Annotated in this window: 16 protein-coding genes; 4 read left to right on the top strand and 12 right to left on the bottom strand. The window is 72.7% G+C overall.

Translation table 11 applies throughout. The annotated features are described in order from the left end of the window. Positions 1 to 67 precede the first annotated feature (67 nt). The 8 genes from tsaD to FXF65_RS35380 all read right to left on the bottom strand — a co-directional run bounded on the left by tsaD (position 68) and on the right by FXF65_RS35380 (position 7875). The gene (gene tsaD / locus FXF65_RS35345; RefSeq protein WP_148354467.1) at positions 68 to 1099 is read right to left on the bottom strand and encodes a tRNA (adenosine(37)-N6)-threonylcarbamoyltransferase complex transferase subunit TsaD; all 1032 of its coding nucleotides are present in this window, start codon (positions 1097 to 1099) and stop codon (positions 68 to 70) included. Positions 1100 to 1163: 64 nt separating this feature from the next. Continuing rightward, positions 1164 to 1634, bottom strand: a complete 471-nt coding sequence (gene rimI / locus FXF65_RS35350; protein WP_148354404.1) for a ribosomal protein S18-alanine N-acetyltransferase — start codon at positions 1632 to 1634, stop codon at positions 1164 to 1166. A 124-nt stretch (positions 1635 to 1758) separates the two neighbouring features. Next, entirely contained in the window at positions 1759 to 2439 is a 681-nt protein-coding gene (tsaB, locus tag FXF65_RS35355) for a tRNA (adenosine(37)-N6)-threonylcarbamoyltransferase complex dimerization subunit type 1 TsaB (RefSeq protein WP_148354405.1), read from the bottom strand. Between the two features lie 35 nt (positions 2440 to 2474). After that, positions 2475 to 3227, bottom strand: a complete 753-nt coding sequence (locus FXF65_RS35360; protein WP_148354406.1) for a hypothetical protein — start codon at positions 3225 to 3227, stop codon at positions 2475 to 2477. A gap of 103 nt (positions 3228 to 3330) precedes the next feature. Continuing rightward, the gene (tsaE, locus tag FXF65_RS35365; protein WP_281288983.1) at positions 3331 to 3801 is read right to left on the bottom strand and encodes a tRNA (adenosine(37)-N6)-threonylcarbamoyltransferase complex ATPase subunit type 1 TsaE; all 471 of its coding nucleotides are present in this window, start codon (positions 3799 to 3801) and stop codon (positions 3331 to 3333) included. Continuing rightward, the gene (locus tag FXF65_RS35370; protein WP_148354407.1) at positions 3798 to 4976 is read right to left on the bottom strand and encodes an alpha/beta fold hydrolase; all 1179 of its coding nucleotides are present in this window, start codon (positions 4974 to 4976) and stop codon (positions 3798 to 3800) included. The genes tsaE and FXF65_RS35370 overlap by 4 nt, the downstream gene beginning before the upstream one ends. Before the next feature lie 11 nt (positions 4977 to 4987). Further along, the gene (alr, locus tag FXF65_RS35375) at positions 4988 to 6115 is read right to left on the bottom strand and encodes an alanine racemase (protein WP_148354408.1); all 1128 of its coding nucleotides are present in this window, start codon (positions 6113 to 6115) and stop codon (positions 4988 to 4990) included. Between the two features lie 140 nt (positions 6116 to 6255). Further along, complete coding sequence (locus FXF65_RS35380) at positions 6256 to 7875, bottom strand: NAD(P)H-hydrate dehydratase (protein ID WP_148354409.1); 1620 nt, start codon at positions 7873 to 7875, stop codon at positions 6256 to 6258. Between the two features lie 240 nt (positions 7876 to 8115). On the opposite strand from FXF65_RS35380, the gene FXF65_RS35385 reads away from it, so the two are divergent. The 3 genes from FXF65_RS35385 to FXF65_RS35395 all read left to right on the top strand — a co-directional run bounded on the left by FXF65_RS35385 (position 8116) and on the right by FXF65_RS35395 (position 9689). Continuing rightward, positions 8116 to 8976, top strand: coding sequence for a helix-turn-helix domain-containing protein (locus FXF65_RS35385; RefSeq protein WP_148354410.1), 861 nt, complete (start codon positions 8116 to 8118; stop codon positions 8974 to 8976). Positions 8977 to 9016: 40 nt separating this feature from the next. Further along, the gene (locus FXF65_RS35390; protein WP_148354411.1) at positions 9017 to 9235 is read left to right on the top strand and encodes a DUF397 domain-containing protein; all 219 of its coding nucleotides are present in this window, start codon (positions 9017 to 9019) and stop codon (positions 9233 to 9235) included. Positions 9236 to 9482: 247 nt separating this feature from the next. Then, positions 9483 to 9689 carry a DUF397 domain-containing protein gene (locus FXF65_RS35395; protein WP_148354412.1) on the top strand — a complete coding sequence of 69 codons (207 nt, stop codon included), beginning with the start codon at positions 9483 to 9485 and terminating at the stop codon, positions 9687 to 9689. 98 nt (positions 9690 to 9787) lie between these two features. Here the strand turns inward: FXF65_RS35395 and FXF65_RS35400 are convergent, their stop codons facing one another. From FXF65_RS35400 to glmS, 3 genes are all read right to left on the bottom strand, one after another. After that, complete coding sequence (locus FXF65_RS35400; RefSeq protein WP_148354413.1) at positions 9788 to 10762, bottom strand: ABC transporter permease; 975 nt, start codon at positions 10760 to 10762, stop codon at positions 9788 to 9790. Positions 10763 to 10769: 7 nt separating this feature from the next. Beyond that, positions 10770 to 11774: an ABC transporter ATP-binding protein gene (locus FXF65_RS35405; RefSeq protein WP_246199320.1), complete on the bottom strand. Its 1005-nt coding sequence runs from the start codon at positions 11772 to 11774 to the stop codon at positions 10770 to 10772. 245 nt (positions 11775 to 12019) lie between these two features. Next, a complete protein-coding gene (gene glmS, locus FXF65_RS35410; RefSeq protein WP_148354414.1) occupies positions 12020 to 13864 on the bottom strand; it encodes a glutamine--fructose-6-phosphate transaminase (isomerizing) in 1845 nt (614 codons plus the stop codon). Positions 13865 to 13986: 122 nt separating this feature from the next. On the opposite strand from glmS, the gene coaA reads away from it, so the two are divergent. Next, on the top strand, positions 13987 to 14928 hold the full coding sequence (coaA, locus tag FXF65_RS35415; RefSeq protein WP_148354415.1) for a type I pantothenate kinase: 942 nt from the start codon (positions 13987 to 13989) through the stop codon (positions 14926 to 14928). 179 nt (positions 14929 to 15107) lie between these two features. Here coaA and FXF65_RS35420 read toward each other — a convergent pair whose 3' ends face one another. Further along, positions 15108 to 16019, bottom strand: coding sequence for a tyrosine-type recombinase/integrase (locus tag FXF65_RS35420; protein WP_148354416.1), 912 nt, complete (start codon positions 16017 to 16019; stop codon positions 15108 to 15110). Positions 16020 to 16119: the final 100 nt, after the last annotated feature.

Here is a 16119-nt window from a genome sequence, read left to right on the forward strand (position 1 = left end):
CGGAGACCCCCCGCCGCGTCGTCGTGCCCGTCAAGGCATTCGGACTACTGAATTCCCAGTACGAGGCTCAGAGGGTGATGGACTCGATGGGGAGGCTGGAATCCGCCGGAAGTTCGAGGTCGGACGGAGCCGCCCCGGTCGCGACCAGTTCGGCGCCGAGAGCGGCGACCATCGCGCCGTTGTCGGTGCACAGCTTCGGGCGCGGGACGCGCAGCCGCACGCCCGCCGCGTCGCAGCGCTCCTTGGCCAGCGCCCGCAGCCGCGAGTTCGCCGCCACCCCGCCGCCGATCAGCAGGTCGTGGACGCCGTTGTCCTTGCAGACCTTGAGCGCCTTGCGGGTGAGGACGTCCACCACGGCCTCCTGGAAGGACGCCGCCACGTCCGCGATCGGAACCGCCTCGCCCGCGCGTTCCTTGGCCTCCACCCAGCGGGCCACCGCCGTCTTCAGGCCGGAGAAGGAGAAGTCGTAGGTGCCGTCGTCGTACTTGCCGCGCGGGAACGGGATCGCGGCCGGGTCGCCGTCGCGGGCCGACCGGTCGATGATCGGCCCGCCCGGGAAGCCGAGCCCGAGGACGCGGGCGACCTTGTCGAACGCCTCGCCCGCCGCGTCGTCCACGGTCGAGCCGAGCGGCCGGACGTCGCCCGCCACGTCCGGGACGAGCAGCAGCGACGAGTGCCCGCCCGACACCAGCAGCGCCACGCACGGCTTCGGCAGCGGCCCGTGTTCCAGCTGGTCGACGCACACGTGCGCGGCCAGGTGGTTCACGCCGTAGAGCGGCTTGCCGAGCGACAGCGCGTACGCCTTCGCGGCGGCCACGCCCACCATCAGCGCGCCCGGCAGGCCCGGCCCGGCCGTCACCGCGAACGCGTCGACGTCGGTGAACGCCACCCCGGCGTCGGCGAGGGCCCGCTCGATCGTCGGCCCCATCGCCTCCAGGTGCGCGCGGGACGCCACCTCCGGCACCACCCCGCCGAACCTCGCGTGCTCCTCCACGCTGGACGCGATCGCGTCCGCCAGCAGCGTGTGCCCGCGCACGATGCCGACACCGGTCTCGTCGCAGGACGTCTCGATGCCGAGCACGAGCGGCTCGTCCTGAATCACGTGTTCCCACCTTCCAGCGGGAGGCGCGCGCGCTTCGCCGCGGTCACAGCGGTCGCGGCGGTCACAGCGCCTCCTTGTTGAAGCCCATCGGCGGACGCTCGCGGAGCTGGCGGCACATGACGACCGCGTCCACGTTCGCGGGCTGGTAGTAGCGTCTGCGGACCCCGACCTCGTCGAACCCGAACCGGTGGTAGAGCCGCCGGGCCGCGTCGTTGTCGGCGCGGACCTCCAGGAACACGGCCTCGCTGCCGCGCCGGGCCGCCTCGTCCAGCAGCTCGGTGAGCAGCAGCGCGCCGACGCCGGACCGGCGCCGGTCCGCGCGGACGCCGATCGTCTGGACGTCGGCCTGCCCGCCCGCCGCGGCGAGTCCCGCGTAGCCGACGATCTCGCCGTCGGACTCCACCGCGACCACGTAGTGCCGGGTCCGGGGCTGCTCGTCGAGCTCCCCGTTGAGCAGCTCCGTGCTCCAGGCGTCCTCGGGGAAGAGCGCCTTCTCCAGCTCGTGGACGACGGGCAGGTCAGCGCGGCCCATCGCACGCAGGACAATGCTCCGCGGACTCAAACCGGCACCTCGTGGGAGCAGCCCCCCCGGTTCGCTTCGCTCATACCGGCGCCTCGTGGGGGGACGACCCCCCACACCCCCCGGTTCGCTTCGCTCATACCGGAGTCACCCTCTTACGCGGGCCCGGCTCCTTCGCGTCCGGTCTGCGGAGGTACAGCGGTTCGGGCGGCAGGAGGGCGGGGCCCTTCTGCCCGGAGAGGCGGGCGACCGTCAGCTCCGCGAGCGCGCCCGCGGAGGGCAGCAGCGGCTCGTGCCCGGAACCGCCGAGGACGTCCGGATACAGCTCGGCGCCCTCGCCGATGACCGGCAGCCCCGCCGGGACCCCGTCCAGGACGGCGGACGCCGGGCCCACCGCCGGACCGGTCGCGCGCACGCGGCACGAGTCGTACCGCGCCCAGTAGACCTCCTTGCGGCGGGCGTCCGTCGCGACGGCGAACGGCTCCTCCCGTCCGCTCGCCCAGGCGATCACGTCCAGCGTGCAGACGCCGTGGACGGGGACGGCGAGCGCCTCCCCCATCGACCGCGCGGTGACCAGCCCGACGCGCAGCCCGGTGTAGGGGCCGGGGCCGACCCCGACGGCGATGGCGCTGAGGTCGTCCGGCGCGGCGCCCGCCACCGCCATCACCTTCGCGATGGACGGCGTGAGCAGCTCCGTGTGCCTTCGGCGGTCGACGGTCTCGGCCACGGCTCTGGGGACCGCCCCTTCGCCGGGCGTCCATTCGTACAGCGCCGCGGTGATCGCGGCGGTAGCGGTGTCGAAAGCCAGGACCAGCACGGGTTGAAAGCCTACCGGCCGCGCGACCGGTCGCGTCACGACTGGTCGAGCCCCCGCAGGGCGGCCTTCGCCACCTCGACGGCCCCGTCGGTCGCCGCCCGCGACGACAGCGGGTCGCCGCGGTCGGAACCGGAGTAGTGGATCGTGATCAGGACGTTCCCGGCCCGGACGTTCCCGATCGCCTCGCCGGACCCCTGCTTGTCGTCCACGCTGTAGACGACGTAGCCCTCGTCACCGACGCCGCTCAGCCGGGTCTTGTCGGCCAGCTCCTGGCCCGCGAGCAGGCCCTTGCCGGACTCGTCGGCCGTCCGCTCTGACGCGAACGTCGCCCGCGCCGCGTCCGTGGGCGTCCGCGCCCCGCCGCCGGTGTCGGTGATCGCGCGCAGCTCGACGGTGAGCTGCCGCTTCCCGGCGCCCGCGTACGCGCCCCACACGCACTGGTTCTGGTGGTCGTCGCCCTGGTAGTTGTCGGCCTCGGTGCGCTCGGCCTTCGGCGCGAGCCGGTCGACGAGGCCCTGCCCGACGATCGCGCAGGAGTCGGGGACGGCGGTCCGCTCCCCCTTGGCCGTGGGCGTGTGCTCGGTCGCGCCGCTGCCGACGACCCGTCCGGCGTCGTCGCCGCCGCTCGCGCCCACGCCGCTCAGGACGGCGTACACCGCGAGCACGCAGATCCCGACGCCCACCCCGACGACGCCCAGGATGGCCGCGAGCCGCCGCCCGCCCCGCCGCTCCCGGACGACCCGGTGGCTCCCCGTACGGTACTCGCCGCTGCGATGGCTACCACTCACCGGATCCCACTCCTGCTTAGCGGAAATCGATATGTCGCGAAAGTGAGGTTCGTTCCGCCAAAGAGTACGACATGTCACCGTAAAGTGGTTTAGCCAGAAGGGGTCAATCCGCGTGAAGATCCAGGTCCGACCAGCGACGACCCACCCCGACGATCTTTACTTCGCGCTCTTCACCGGGCCCGTCCCCGCGCGAAATGATCATTTCCAACCGGTCGTCGGCGAGGCCCTCGGCGAGCCCTTCTCCCCATTCCACGATCGTCACGGATTCGTCGAGAGAGGCGTCGAGATCGAGATCGTCCAACTCCGCGAAACCGCCCAGCCGGTAGGCGTCCACGTGCACCAGCGGCGGACCGGCCGCGAGCGACGGATGCACCCGCGCGATCACGAACGTGGGCGAGGTGACGGGGCCGCGCACCTTCAGGCCCTCGCCGATGCCCTGGGTCAGGGTCGTCTTGCCCGCGCCGAGATGTCCCGTCATCACCACCAGGTCGCCGGGACGCAGCAGCCCGGCGAGCCGGACGCCGAACTCCCGCATCGCCTCCGCCGTGGGCACGGTGACCGTCGTCGCCTTCACGCGGTGCGCTCCTCCTCGTCGTAGCGGGGCCGTTTCCGCGGGGAGCGGCGGCCCTTCACACCCTTCACGTTCTTCGCGCCCTTCACGTTCTTCGCGGGCTTCGGGGGCTTCGCGGCCCCGGCGCCGGGGGCGACGGCCTCGATCAGCCGCCGCAGCCCGCCGGTGACCACGCCCGGGTACTCCAGCGGCAGCACGTGCCCGGCCTCCTCGACCTCCACCAGCTCCGCGTCCGGGAGCGCCTCGGCCATCCGGCGCGAGTGGACGGCCGGGGTGAGCCGGTCCTGCCCGCCCGCGAGGATCAGCGTCGGCACCGACCCGAGGACGCCGAGGCACGCCTCCTTGTCGTGCGCGATCAGCGCCGGGTAGAACTCCGCGATCACGTCGATCGGCGTCCCCCTGATCATCTCCTCCAGGAAGCCGACGACGGTGGGGCTCACGTGCGGGTCGGCGAACGCCATCTTCCGCGTCACGACGAACGCGAGGTCGGCGCCGAGCCCGCGGGCCCGCTCCACCAGCTCGGCGCGGCGGCCGAGGCCGCGCAGCGTCCGCGGGGCCAGCGGCCGGACGAGCTTCGCCAGCGCCAGCGGCAGCCCGAGCGTCATCTCCGCCATGTCCCCGCAGGAGGTGTTGACCAGCACGACCCCCTTCACCTGCCGCTCGAACAGCTCGGGGTTGCGGTCCGCCAGCGCCATGATCGACATGCCGCCCATGGAGTGCCCGACGAGGACCACCGGGCGGTCCGGCCGGACGGTCGCCGCCAGCACGGCCCGCAGGTCCTCGCCGGTCTGCTCGATCGTCGCCCGCTCGGGGTCGCTGCGCCCGGAGCGGCCGTGGCTGCGCTGGTCCCAGAAGACCATCCGCAGCGAGCCCCGCAGGTCGCGGCGCTGGTAGTGCCAGGAGTCCTGGTTGAGGGTGTAGCCGTGGCCGAACACGACGGTGAGGGGAGCGTCCGCGGGGCCGTCCACCTCGACGTGCAGCGGGACGCCGTCGCCGGTCTCGACCGGGACGACCTCGCCGCGCAGCTCGCCGAACGGCTCGCCCGCGTCCGGGTCGGGACGCAGCCGCACCCGGCCGACCGCGATGTGCCGCAGCCCGACGGCCGCGCCCACGCCGGCCGCGCCGGCGCCCGCCACCGCGCCCGCGAGGCCGAGCCCGCGCCTGCTGATCGTGCCCATCCACGCGCCCCCTACAGCGCCCCTCCCGGGTACGCCCTCGGTACCCGGGACCCGATGCGGGTGACGATCTCATACGAGATCGTTCCCAGCGCGTCCGCCCACTCCTGCGCCGTCGGCTCGCCCCGGTCGCCCGGGCCGAACAGGACGATCTCGTCCCCCGCCGACAGCGGGTCGTCGCCGAGGTCGATGACGAACTGGTCCATGCAGACGCGGCCGGCGATCGTCCGCCGGCGGCCGCCCGCCAGGACCTCCAACAGGTTCGACCCGTGCCGGGGTATCCCGTCTCCATACCCCACGGGCACCACGGCAAGAGTCGTGTCGCGCTCGGTCGTGTAGGTGTGGCCGTACGACACACCGCTGCCCGCCGGGACGCGCTTCACCAGGGCCGCGTCCGCGACCAGCGTCATCGCGGGACGCAGCCCGAACGTCCCGAGCCCCGGGATCGGCGTCAGCCCATAGATCGCGATCCCCGGCCTGACCAGGTCGAACCGGGCTTCCGGCACCGTCAGCGCGGCCGCCGAGTTCGCCAGGTGCCGGACCTCGAACCGCGCGCCCGCCTTCTCCGCGTACTCGGTCATGTCGGCGAAAACGCCGATCTGCGCCGCGATGGACGGGTGGCCGGGCTCGTCCGCGCAGGCGAAGTGCGACATGACGCCCACCACGCGCACGTGGCCGAGCGCCTCCGCCGTCAGGGCGGCGTCGACGAGCTCCTCCCAGTCGTCGCCGCCGCGCGCCCCGCCCCGGGACATGCCGGTGTCGGCCTTCAGATGGATCCGCGCGGGGCGTCCCGCCCGCTCGGCGGCCTGGGCGACCTCGCGGAGCGTCCACATCGCGCCGACCATCAGGTCGACGTCGCGGGCCACGGCCTCCTCGTAGGGCTCGCCGGGCACGCCGACGCAGGCCAGCGTCCGGACGGTGATCCCCGCGTCACGCAGCCGCAGGGCCTCGCCCAGCTTCGCGACGCCGAGCCAGGTCGCGCCGCCCGCGAGCGCCGCCCGCGCGGCCTCGGCCAGCCCGTGCCCGTACGCCTCGGCCTTGACCATGGCCATGACCTCGGCGCCCGCCGCGCGCTCGCGCAGCAGCCGGATGTTGTCGGCGATGGCGCCGAGATCGACGCGCGCCTCCGCTGGAACCTTCATGAACACCAAGTGTGCCGTCCTAGCGGCCATGCCCGGAGCACCATCGCCCAGCTCATGGCCGGTTCGTCCGTTCCAAGAGCGCCAAAGTTGACCCTCTCGTCCAATAAGACACGAATACCCGACCCGAGGTTCAAGCCTTCTCACCCAGGGGGGCGACCCCCTGGAACCCCCGTCACGCGCGGGGGGCCGTTTCCCGAGGCCGCGTTCGCGGCTCGTGAAACGGTCCCCCGCGCGGCGGGTCGCGCGGCCTCCGGCGCTGGGCGCCTCCGGCCGCGCGACCCGTGGTTCTGGGAGACACGGAAGGCGTCTGGGAGGGCGGTGATCACGTCGTAGGCGCTGATCGGGCTCTCCGGGCCTGGGGCGGGGGCCGAGGCTAGGCGGGCTGCCAGGCCGTGCAGGTAGGCGCCTGCGGCGGCCGCGTCGAGGGCGGGCATGCCGCCCGCTAGCAGCGCCCCGATCAGCCCGGACAGGACGTCGCCCGTGCCCGCCGTGGCGAGCCGCGGGGTGCCGGTCGGGTTGGCGCGGACGGGCCGGTCCGCCTCCGCGACGAGCGTGGTGGACCCCTTCAGCAGGACGGTCGCGGACAGCTCGGCCGCGGCCCGCCGGACGTGGTCGAGCCGCGCGGCCTCGATGTCGTCGCGTCCGGCGTCGACGAGCCGGGACAGCTCGCCCGCGTGCGGGGTGAGGACGGTCGGCGCGGCCCGGCGCAGCAGGTCGCGGCGGCGGGCGAGGACGGTGAGCCCGTCGGCGTCCACGAGGACGGGCAGGTCGGTGGTGAGCGCGGCCTCCACCAGCGACTCGGCGGCGTCCCCGGTGCCGAGTCCGGGCCCGACCACCCAAGCCTGCACACGCCCGACGCGCTCAAGGATCTTCGGATCGTGCGGGCCGGGCGGCAGGACCGTGGTGACGGCCTCCGGCCAGCGCTGCCTGACCAGCTCGACCGGATGCTCGACCGACGCGAACCGCACCATGCCCGCGCCGCCGTGCACGGCGCCTCCGGTGCTCAGCACGGCCGCGCCGGTGAACGCGTCGCCGCCCGCGATGATCCCGACGACGCCGCGCCGGTACTTGTCGGACTCGGGGCCGGGCTCGGGCGGCTGGACGTCCGCCGGACGGGCGACGACGACGTCCGGGGCGGGCAGGTCGGGGCCGAGCCCGATGTCGACCAACTCGACCACGCCGCAGTACGACGCGCCCGGGTCGATCAGGAGGCCCGGCTTGTAGGTGCCGAAGGTGACCGTGACGTCGGCCTGGACGGCGGCTCCGTCGACGCGGCCCGTGCTAGCGTCCACGCCGCTCGGCACGTCGCACGCGACGACGAGGCCCGGCGATTCGGATGCGAGCGCTGCGTAGCGGGCGTGCGGGTCGCGGAGGCCGCCCGTCCCGCCGATGCCGGTGAGGCCGTCGACGATCAGGTCGGCGGCGGTGACGGCGGCCTCGGCGTCCGGCGCTTCCATCAGGCGTCCGCCCGCCGCGCGCAGCGCCGCCAGCCCGCCCTCGTGGATCTTGGAGCCCGCCTGGACGGCCCGCACCCGGGCGCCGCGCCGGGCGAGCCGTGCTCCCGCGTAGAGGGCGTCGCCGCCGTTGTCGCCGCCGCCGACCAGCAGGACCACTCGCGCCCCGTACACGGCGGGCAGCAGCCGGGCGCACACCGCGGCGAGCCCGGCGGCGGCGCGCTGCATGAGGGCGCCGTCCGGGAGCCGGGCCATCAGCGCCCCCTCCGCGGCCCGCACCTTCCCGACCTCGTGCGCGTACCTCATCGGCGGCTCCCCACGTAGATCACACTCTCAGCGTCCCACGCACACGTCCCGTCCAACCCGCCTCTCCCGGTGCCCGCTGCCACAATTCGCACGTTGCGCTGCAACTTTCGGTGTCATGTGCGCGAAAGAATCATCGGTCGTAGAATCTTCCACAGTCGGTCCGATGTATTCGCACTGCGGCACTCAGGTGCGGCAGAATGCGCCCAGATCAGTCCGTCGGGACTGGAGAGGCCCCAGCCAATGAGCACTTCCCGAGGTCCCTCCGTCCGGCAGCGGCGGCTGGCCGCCGAGCTGCGCAGGATGCGCGAGCGCCGGGGGCTCACCGGGGACGAGGTCGCCGACCGGCTGGCCTGGTCCACCGCGAAGGTGTCGCGCATCGAGAACGCGCGCACCGGCGCGAAGATCGGCGATGTGCTGCGCCTTCTCGACCTTTACCAGATCGACGGCGGCCGCCGCGAAGATCTGATATCGCTGGCGCACGACGCGGCGCAGCGCGGCTGGTGGGAGGAATACCGCGATCTGCCGAGTGAGCTCGCCGACTTCATCGCGCTGGAGGCCGAGGCCACGGCCGTGCGGGAATGGGACAGCACGGTGTTCCCCGGTCTGCTCCAGACCGAGGCGTACGCGCGGAATGTGATCGGCGGCTGGAGCGACCTCGCGACACTGCCGCCGCAGGAACTCGAACGCAGGCTGGACGTCCGAATGCGCCGTCGCGACCTGCTCGGCCAGGCACGTCCGCTGGAACTGTCCGTCGTTCTCGACGAGGCCGTTCTGCAGCGCCGGATCGGCGATCAGAAGGTCATGCGGGAGCAGCTCGACTATCTCTGCCGGATGACCGACCTTCCGAACGTCACGGTACAGATCCTGCCCTTGGACGTCGCCCACTCGGTGCTGGCCGAATCGTTTATCCTGCTGGAATTCTCACCGGTGCACGAGGTCGTTTTCCCTGATATCGTGCACACCGAATCACTGACGATCAGCCACTTTGCGGAGGAGGCTGTTACGTATATGTACAGGCTCGCCTATACAAGCCTGGCGGACCAGGCCTTGGACACCACCGAATCCCGGCGGCGCATAGTCGAGGCCAGAGACGCCTGGTGAGGCGTCCGCAAAGGGGCTCAATCCTTGTGAAAGGCACCTGGTGTCCCCTTTCGCCACTCCTGCTCCGCGTTGGCGGAGAAGCGCCCACTGCGGGGCGAGCAACACCTGCGTAGAAGTCGCAACATTGGCGGGTTCGTCCCATTCGATTGGGGCGCGCGACGCCAAGCACGGAGCGCAGAGCCCGGTCCTGTCGTTCTCCCAGGGAGAGTGGCAGGCGTTCGTCGAGCGAGCCAAGAAAGGCGAATTCGATTTGGGCTGATGAGAGCCTGATTCGTCCCGTCTGACGCCTCACGAGGGCGCCCGGGACGCCGCAGCGAACGAGCCGGGTCCGCATCGGACTCGGCTCGTGGTCTGCACACCGGAAACTCTGCTCTTTCTTCGTCACTTCCGCCACAGGTGCACCGTGCAGACCGCGTGTGATCAGAAGTTTTTTGCGATCTTGTTACCGTGTGCTTGGCACCGGCAGCGCGGCCGCGGGCAATGCAACTTTCGAGGCAGGAGCCGCCATGAGTTTCCAGGGAAGACCGCCCGCCCGATGGCGAAGGAGCGCCCGATGCGGCGCGACGAATGGGTGCGTCGAGGTCGCGAGACTCGACGTCAGCGCGATATCCGTCCGGGACACCGAGGACATCACCGACCATCTCTCGTTCGGTCTGGGCGAATGGCGCAAGTTCATCGAGGACGCCAAGGACGGACGTTTCGACCAGTCCTGACCCCGCCACCGGGACGTCCCCGAAACAATCTCTGCAAATTGCATCTCGACTGAGATTCTCAAGATGGTCGGAGAATTGCGCACAATGGCGTGCGCATTTCACGCGACGCGAACGCCTCGCGGCACCCGGTAAAGGGGCGTGCGGAGCCGGGCGGCGGTCAGCCGCAACGCCCCCGCGCCGAGCGCGAGGTCGAAGAGCAGACCGTACGGCCACACGCTGGCCCCGTCTGGCTCCCCACTCGAGGAAATGTTATAGGGGCCCCTTCGGGCGTCACGGACCTCGCGGCTGATATCGCCGAGCGGGTCGGACTCCGGCGCCCGCTCGTACACCTGGTCGTCGACGACGATCCTGCGCTTCGGCAGCCGCGGCGCGGCGTCGGCGAGCACCACCACCGGGTTCGGGGCCAGCAGCCACCAGACCCGCTCGCTGTGGTCCACCGTGTCCTCGTAGGTGCCCGAGCGGCGGTGCTCGGCGGTGAGCGGAAGGCCGATCAAGAACAGCAGCGGCGTCCCGACGAGCAGCGCGAACACCGTCACGTACGACAGCAGGACGGACGTCACGCTGCGCGCCACCAGCGCCGACCACGCCAGCGACACCGCGCACACCACGCCGATGAGCAGCGCCATCACCGCGAGGACGACGGCCGCGCGGCCCGCCCCGACCGCGCCCTCCAGCACCGGCCACAGCACGCACGGCAGCGTCAGCAGCAGGGTGAGCAGGCCCGTCCCCCAGGCGGCGGCGAACTTGCCGAGCGCGATGTCGCCGGGCGTGAGCCGGGTGACCTGGAGAGCGGCGAGCGTCCCGCGCTCCCGGTCGCCGTTGATCGACTGGCCGCTCAGCGCCGGGGTGACGAGCAGCGTCAGCACCAGCACGCCGAGCAGGACGCCGCCGAACATCGGCACGCCCTCCGAGCCGAAGTCGGACGTCCCGCCCGCCTCCAGCGCGAACCGGAACAGCAGCCCGAGCCCGTTGACGATCACGAACCAGACGGCGAGCAGCGTCTTCCAGCGGCCGGTCCGCAGCCGCGTCCTGATCTCCTGCCGGGCCACCAGCCCGGCTCCGCGCGTGGTCATCGCGGGGTCACCTCCGGCTCTCGGTCATCGCCAGGTACGCCGACTCCAGCGCGCTGCCCGCGGGCGCGAGCCCGCAGACCGGCACCTTCCGGGCGACCAGCTCGGCGAGCAGCCCGGCCGCCTCGGCCTCGGTGAGCGGGCCGACCTCGACGGTACCGGGCAGGTCGGCGGCGGGTTCGAGGCCCGTCCGGCCGTCCAGCGCGGCGGCGAGGGCGGCGGCCAGCCCGTCCGGGTCCAGGGAGCGGACCCGCCAGCGGGCGCGCGCCGCCGCGCCCGCGAGGTCCGCCATCGCATGGTCGCCGGCGGTGCGGCCCCGGTCGACCAGGACGACCCGGTCCGCGATCTCCTCCAGCTCGCTGAGGATGTGGCTCGACACGAGCACCGCGACGCCGTCCGCCGCGAGCGAGCGCAGCAGGTCGCGCAGCTCGATGCGGGACCTCGGGTCCAGGCCGGACGCGGGCTCGTCCAGCAGCAGGACGCGGGGCCGGTGCACGAGCGCCCGCGCCAGCCCGAGGCGCTGCTTCTGCCCGCGCGACAGCGCGTGGACGGGCTGGCCGAGCTTGTCCTCCAGGTGGACGAGGCTGAGCAGCGCCCGGATGCGGCGCGGCGCCTCGTCCTTCGGCAGCTCGTAGGCGTCGGCGAAGAACGCGAGGTACTCGTCGACGGTGAGCTGGTCGTAGACGCCGAACGTGTCGGGCATCCAGCCGAGGGCGTCGCGCGCCCGAGCCGGGTACATCAGCGCGTCGTGGCCCGCGATCCGCACCGTCCCGGAATCGGGTTTGAGCAGCGTCGCGAGGATCAGCAGCAGCGTCGTCTTGCCCGCGCCGTTCGGCCCGACCAGGGCCGTGACCTGCCCGTACGGGACGGTGATGTCGAGCCCGCCGAGCGCCTGCACCGGGCCGAAGCTCCGCGTCACCCCGTACGCCTCGACCCCGAACTCCCCGCCTGCGGCCCAGTCATCTCCCGCCGATGCGTCTCCTGCCCGGCCGTCGACCGCCCCGGGAACTCCCACTTGGGCATCTCCCGCCCGGCCGTCTCCCGCTCGGCCGTCTCCCGCTCGGCCGTCCGCCGCCCAGCCGTCGTCTCCCGCCACGCCGCCTCCCGGGACCCGTTCCGATCTTCATCGGACGATTCCGGCGGGCGGAAAGTTCCGGGGTTATCCACATTCCCGGGTTCGGGTTCACGGGCTGAGCTGGGGGGTTGACGATGGAGGTAGCGGGTCCGCCCCCGGGCGGGAGGGGCCTGTTTTCAGGGGGGCTACTCGACTGTTACCGACTTTGCCAGGTTGCGTGGTTGGTCCACGTCGTGGCCCTTCGCGGTGGCCAGCTCGCACGCGAACACCTGCAGCGGGACGGTCGTCACCAGCGGTTGCAGCAGCGTCGGCACCGCCGGGACGCTGATCAGCGTGTCCGCGTACGGGCCGACCGACTCGTCGCCCTCCTCGGCGATCACGATCGTCCGCGCGCCGCGCGCCCGGATCTCCTGGATGTTCGACACGATCTTGTCGTGCAGCACGGCCCGCGCCCGCGGCGGGACGACCACCACGACCGGCAGGTCCTTCTCGATCAGCGCGATCGGGCCGTGCTTCAGCTCCCCGGCCGCGAAGCCCTCGGCGTGCATGTACGCCAGCTCCTTGAGCTTCAGCGCGCCCTCCAGCGCGACCGGGAACCCGACGTGCCGGCCGAGGAACAGCACGCACCGCTCGCCCGCGAGCGACCGCGCCAGCTCCCGGACGGGCTCCATCGTCTCCAGGACCTTCTCCACCTTCTCCGGCATCCGCTCCAGGAGCTGCACCATGGCGAAGACCTCGTCGCCCCACTTGGTGCCGCGCACCTGCGCGATGTAGAGGGCGATGAGGTAGACGGCGACCAGCTGGGTCAGGAACGCCTTCGTGGACGCGACCGCGATCTCCGGCCCGGCGTGCGTGTACAGGACGCCGTCGCACTCGCGCGGCAGCGTCGACCCGTTCACGTTGCAGATGCCGAGCAGCTTGGCCTTCTGCTCGCGGGCGTGCCGGACGGCCATCAGCGCGTCCATCGTCTCGCCCGACTGGGAGATCGCGATGACCAGCGTCGTCGGGGACAGGATCGAGTCGCGGTAGCGGAACTCGCTCGCCAGCTCCACCTCGCAGGGCAGCCCGGCCCAGTGCTCGATCGCGTACTTGGCGATCAGCCCGGCGTGGTAGGACGTCCCGCAGGCCACCACGATGATCTTGTCGACCTCGCGCAGCTCGCGGTCGGACATGCGCATCTCGTCCAGCCGGAGGCGGCCGTCCGAGCCGATCCGGCCGAGCAGGGTGTCGGCGACCGCGCGCGGCTGCTCCGCGATCTCCTTGAGCATGAAGTAGTCGTAGCCGCCTTTTTCCGCGGCGGAGACGTCCCAGTCGACGTGGTACTCCTGCACCTCGGCGGGACGTCCCTCGAAGTCGGTGACCTGCACGCCGCCCGCGCGCAGCTCGACGACCTGGTCCTGGCCGAGCTCGATCGCGTCGCGAGTGTGCGCGATGAACGCCGAGACGTCGCTGGCGAGGAAGTTCTCGCCGTCCCCGACGCCGACGACGAGCGGCGAGTTGCGGCGCGCGCCGACCACGACGTCCGGGTCGCCGGTGTGCACCGCGACCAGCGTGAACGCGCCCTCCAGCCGGCGGCAGACGCGGCGCAGCGCCTCGGCGAGGCCGCCGCCCGCCTTCAGCTCGTCCTCCAGCAGGTGCGCGACGGCCTCGGTGTCGGTGTCGGAGGCGAGCCCGTGCCCGGCCTCCTCCAGCTCGGCGCGCAGCTCGGCGAAGTTCTCGATGATCCCGTTGTGGATCACCGCGACGGAGCCGGTGCAGTCGACGTGCGGGTGCGCGTTGCGGTCGTTCGGCGGGCCGTGCGTCGCCCACCGGGTGTGGCCCATGCCGAGCGTCCCGGCGGGCGGCGGCTCCTCCTCCAGCGCGGCACGCAGGTTGCCGAGCTTGCCCGCGCGCTTCGCCGTCGCCAGCTTCCCGTCGGCCAGCACGGCCACCCCGGCCGAGTCGTAGCCGCGGTACTCAAGCCGCGCCAGACCCTCGACGACCACGTCAAGCGCCGGCTTCGCACCTACGTACCCCACGATTCCGCACATGCCGGCAACTCTATTCGGTGTCTTGTCCAGGGCCCACCCGCAAGGGACGTAGCCGGATGGCCCGCAGATGGACGGGAGGTTAAAACCCCGTGACCGGCCGGACACCCCGTTACTGTCAGGGCATGACGAGCGGATGGGACAGCGTCCCGAGCCCCTACGTGGAGCTCTCGCGTGAGGCGTGGCGGGGGCTGCGCGAGAACACGCCGCTCCCGCTCACCCCCGGTGAGCTGGACGCACTGCGCGGCCTGCGCGACCCGATCGACATCATCGAGGTCGAAGAGGTCTACCTGCCGCTGTCGCGGCTGCTGAACCTCTTCTTCCTCTCCGACGGACGCCTGCGCGACACCGTCAGCGACTTCCTCGGCGGCGAGGTGCGCCCCACCCCGTTCATCATCGGGGTCGCGGGCAGCGTCGCGGTCGGCAAGTCGACGACGTCCCGGCTGCTGCGGACGCTGCTCGCCCGCTGGCCCGAGCACCCGTCCGTGGAGCTCGTGACCACCGACAGCTTCCTTTACCCGAACTCCGTGCTGTCCGAGCGCGGCATCCTCGACCGGAAGGGCTTCCCCGAGTCCTACGACCGGCGGGCGCTGGTCCGGTTCGTGTCGTCGATCAAGTCGGGGGCGGAGCACGCGCGGATCCCGGTGTACTCGCACCTGGAGTACGACATCGTCCCGGGCGCGGAGCAGACCGTCGCCCGGCCGGACATCCTGATCGTGGAAGGGCTGAACGTGCTCCAGGCGCCGCCGCCCGGGACGCTCGGCGTGTCCGACTTCTTCGACTTCTCGATCTACGTGGACGCGCGGGTCGAGGACATCCGGCAGTGGTACGTCGACCGGCTGTTCGCCCTGCGCCGCACCGCGTTCACCGACCCGCGCTCCTACTTCCACAAGTACGCGAACGAGCTGGACGAGGACGAGACCGCCGCGTTCGCCCACGGCGTGTGGCGGGACGTCAACGAGATCAACCTGGTGTCCAACATCCTGCCGACGCGGGCGCGGGCGACGCTCGTCCTGCACAAGGACCGCGAGCACGCCGTCCAGCGCGTCCGGCTCCGCCGCATCTGACCTCGCGCTACTTCTGGCCTGGGAAAAGCCCTACCCGCTCTTTGCCCTAGCGGCACGCCCATCGGGCAGTACGGCGGTGCTCGGCGGCCGGCGGGTCCCGCGGCCCGGCATCGGCCCCGCCCGCGACGGCGGCTCCCTCGTCATGACGGCCGAGGACGTGACGAGCCTGCTCGGCGTAGTTATCCGGCGTAGGGGGCGAGGCTTCGGATGTCGTCGTGGCCGGAGAGGTCCATGAGCATCGCCGCCGTCCAGCCGTCCTCGCCCAGGTGGGTGAGTCGTGAGTGGCGCAGTTGCTGGAGGGTGCAGCCTCGTCCGTCCGGGTCGAGGTCGCGCGTCGCCCGCTTGAACAGGTACGCGGCGCGCTCGTAGGAGAGGCGGGCGCGGCCCGTCACCGGGCACAGGTCGGCGGGATCCGGCATGCGGGCGGGCGCGGGGCGCCGCGCGGTGAGGAACAGCGGCCCGCGCGGACGGCCCGCCGCCAGCTCGGTCAGCCGGCGGGTGGTGCCGGGCTGCCAGCGCACCCAGCGGAGTACGCCGTCCTTGGTGGCGCGGGCGCGGTTCGCGGCCAGGTCGAGATCGTCGACGTCGAGCGACAGCACCCGGTCGGCGCCCGCCGCCGACTCGTACAGGACCCGCCAGAGCGTCCGGTCGCGCGGCGGGACGTCGGGCCGCTCCAGCAGCGCGGCGACGTGCCGCCGGTCGAGGACGCGGGCCCGGCCGCGCGGCTCGGGACGCCGCTCGATGCGGGCGGCCGGGTCGCCGAGGTCCCAGCCGCGCCGCGCGGCCCAGGTCGTGAAGGAGCGGAGCGCGGCGCGGTGCCGGTTCCAGGTCCGGGCGGCGGCGCCGTCCCACGCCGCGGGGAACGCGGCGGCGACGCGGTCGGCCGTCATCCGGCGGAGCGGCGTGCCGTCGCCGAACTCGCGGCGCAGCCACCGCATGGTCTGCGCGTAGGTCCGCAGGGTGTCGGGGTCGAGGTCGCGGCGGCGCAGGAACCGCTCCGCCGCCCCCTCCACCGAGACACCCGCCTCCACCGAGGCGCCCGCGGGCGCGGGGACGCCCGTGGGCGTGCTCGTTTCCGCCGTCGGGCGCACCGCTCCCACCTCCGGGTCGTGACGAAAAGGGACCTCGCCGATAAAGCCCGCACGGGCGGCCGAGGTCACCGCCGTGAAAGCGTGCCCGGCCCCTCGCCGA

The organism is Actinomadura syzygii, assembly GCF_008085905.1.
GTDB classification, from domain to species: Bacteria; Actinomycetota; Actinomycetes; order Streptosporangiales; family Streptosporangiaceae; genus Spirillospora; species Spirillospora syzygii.

What these genes read in the sequence shown, in the direction of transcription:
- coaA (WP_148354415.1), top strand. Translation starts at nt 13,987, where the DNA reads ATGACGAGCGGATGGGACAGCGTCCCGAGCCCCTACGTGGAGCTCTCG.
- FXF65_RS35400 (WP_148354413.1), bottom strand. Translation starts at nt 10,762, where the DNA reads ATGACCACGCGCGGAGCCGGGCTGGTGGCCCGGCAGGAGATCAGGACG.
- FXF65_RS35380 (WP_148354409.1), bottom strand. Translation starts at nt 7,875, where the DNA reads ATGAGGTACGCGCACGAGGTCGGGAAGGTGCGGGCCGCGGAGGGGGCG.
- FXF65_RS35370 (WP_148354407.1), bottom strand. Translation starts at nt 4,976, where the DNA reads ATGGGCACGATCAGCAGGCGCGGGCTCGGCCTCGCGGGCGCGGTGGCG.
- FXF65_RS35395 (WP_148354412.1), top strand. Translation starts at nt 9,483, where the DNA reads ATGAGTTTCCAGGGAAGACCGCCCGCCCGATGGCGAAGGAGCGCCCGA.
- glmS (WP_148354414.1), bottom strand. Translation starts at nt 13,864, where the DNA reads ATGTGCGGAATCGTGGGGTACGTAGGTGCGAAGCCGGCGCTTGACGTG.
- FXF65_RS35385 (WP_148354410.1), top strand. Translation starts at nt 8,116, where the DNA reads ATGAGCACTTCCCGAGGTCCCTCCGTCCGGCAGCGGCGGCTGGCCGCC.
- rimI (WP_148354404.1), bottom strand. Translation starts at nt 1,634, where the DNA reads ATGGGCCGCGCTGACCTGCCCGTCGTCCACGAGCTGGAGAAGGCGCTC.
- alr (WP_148354408.1), bottom strand. Translation starts at nt 6,115, where the DNA reads ATGAAGGTTCCAGCGGAGGCGCGCGTCGATCTCGGCGCCATCGCCGAC.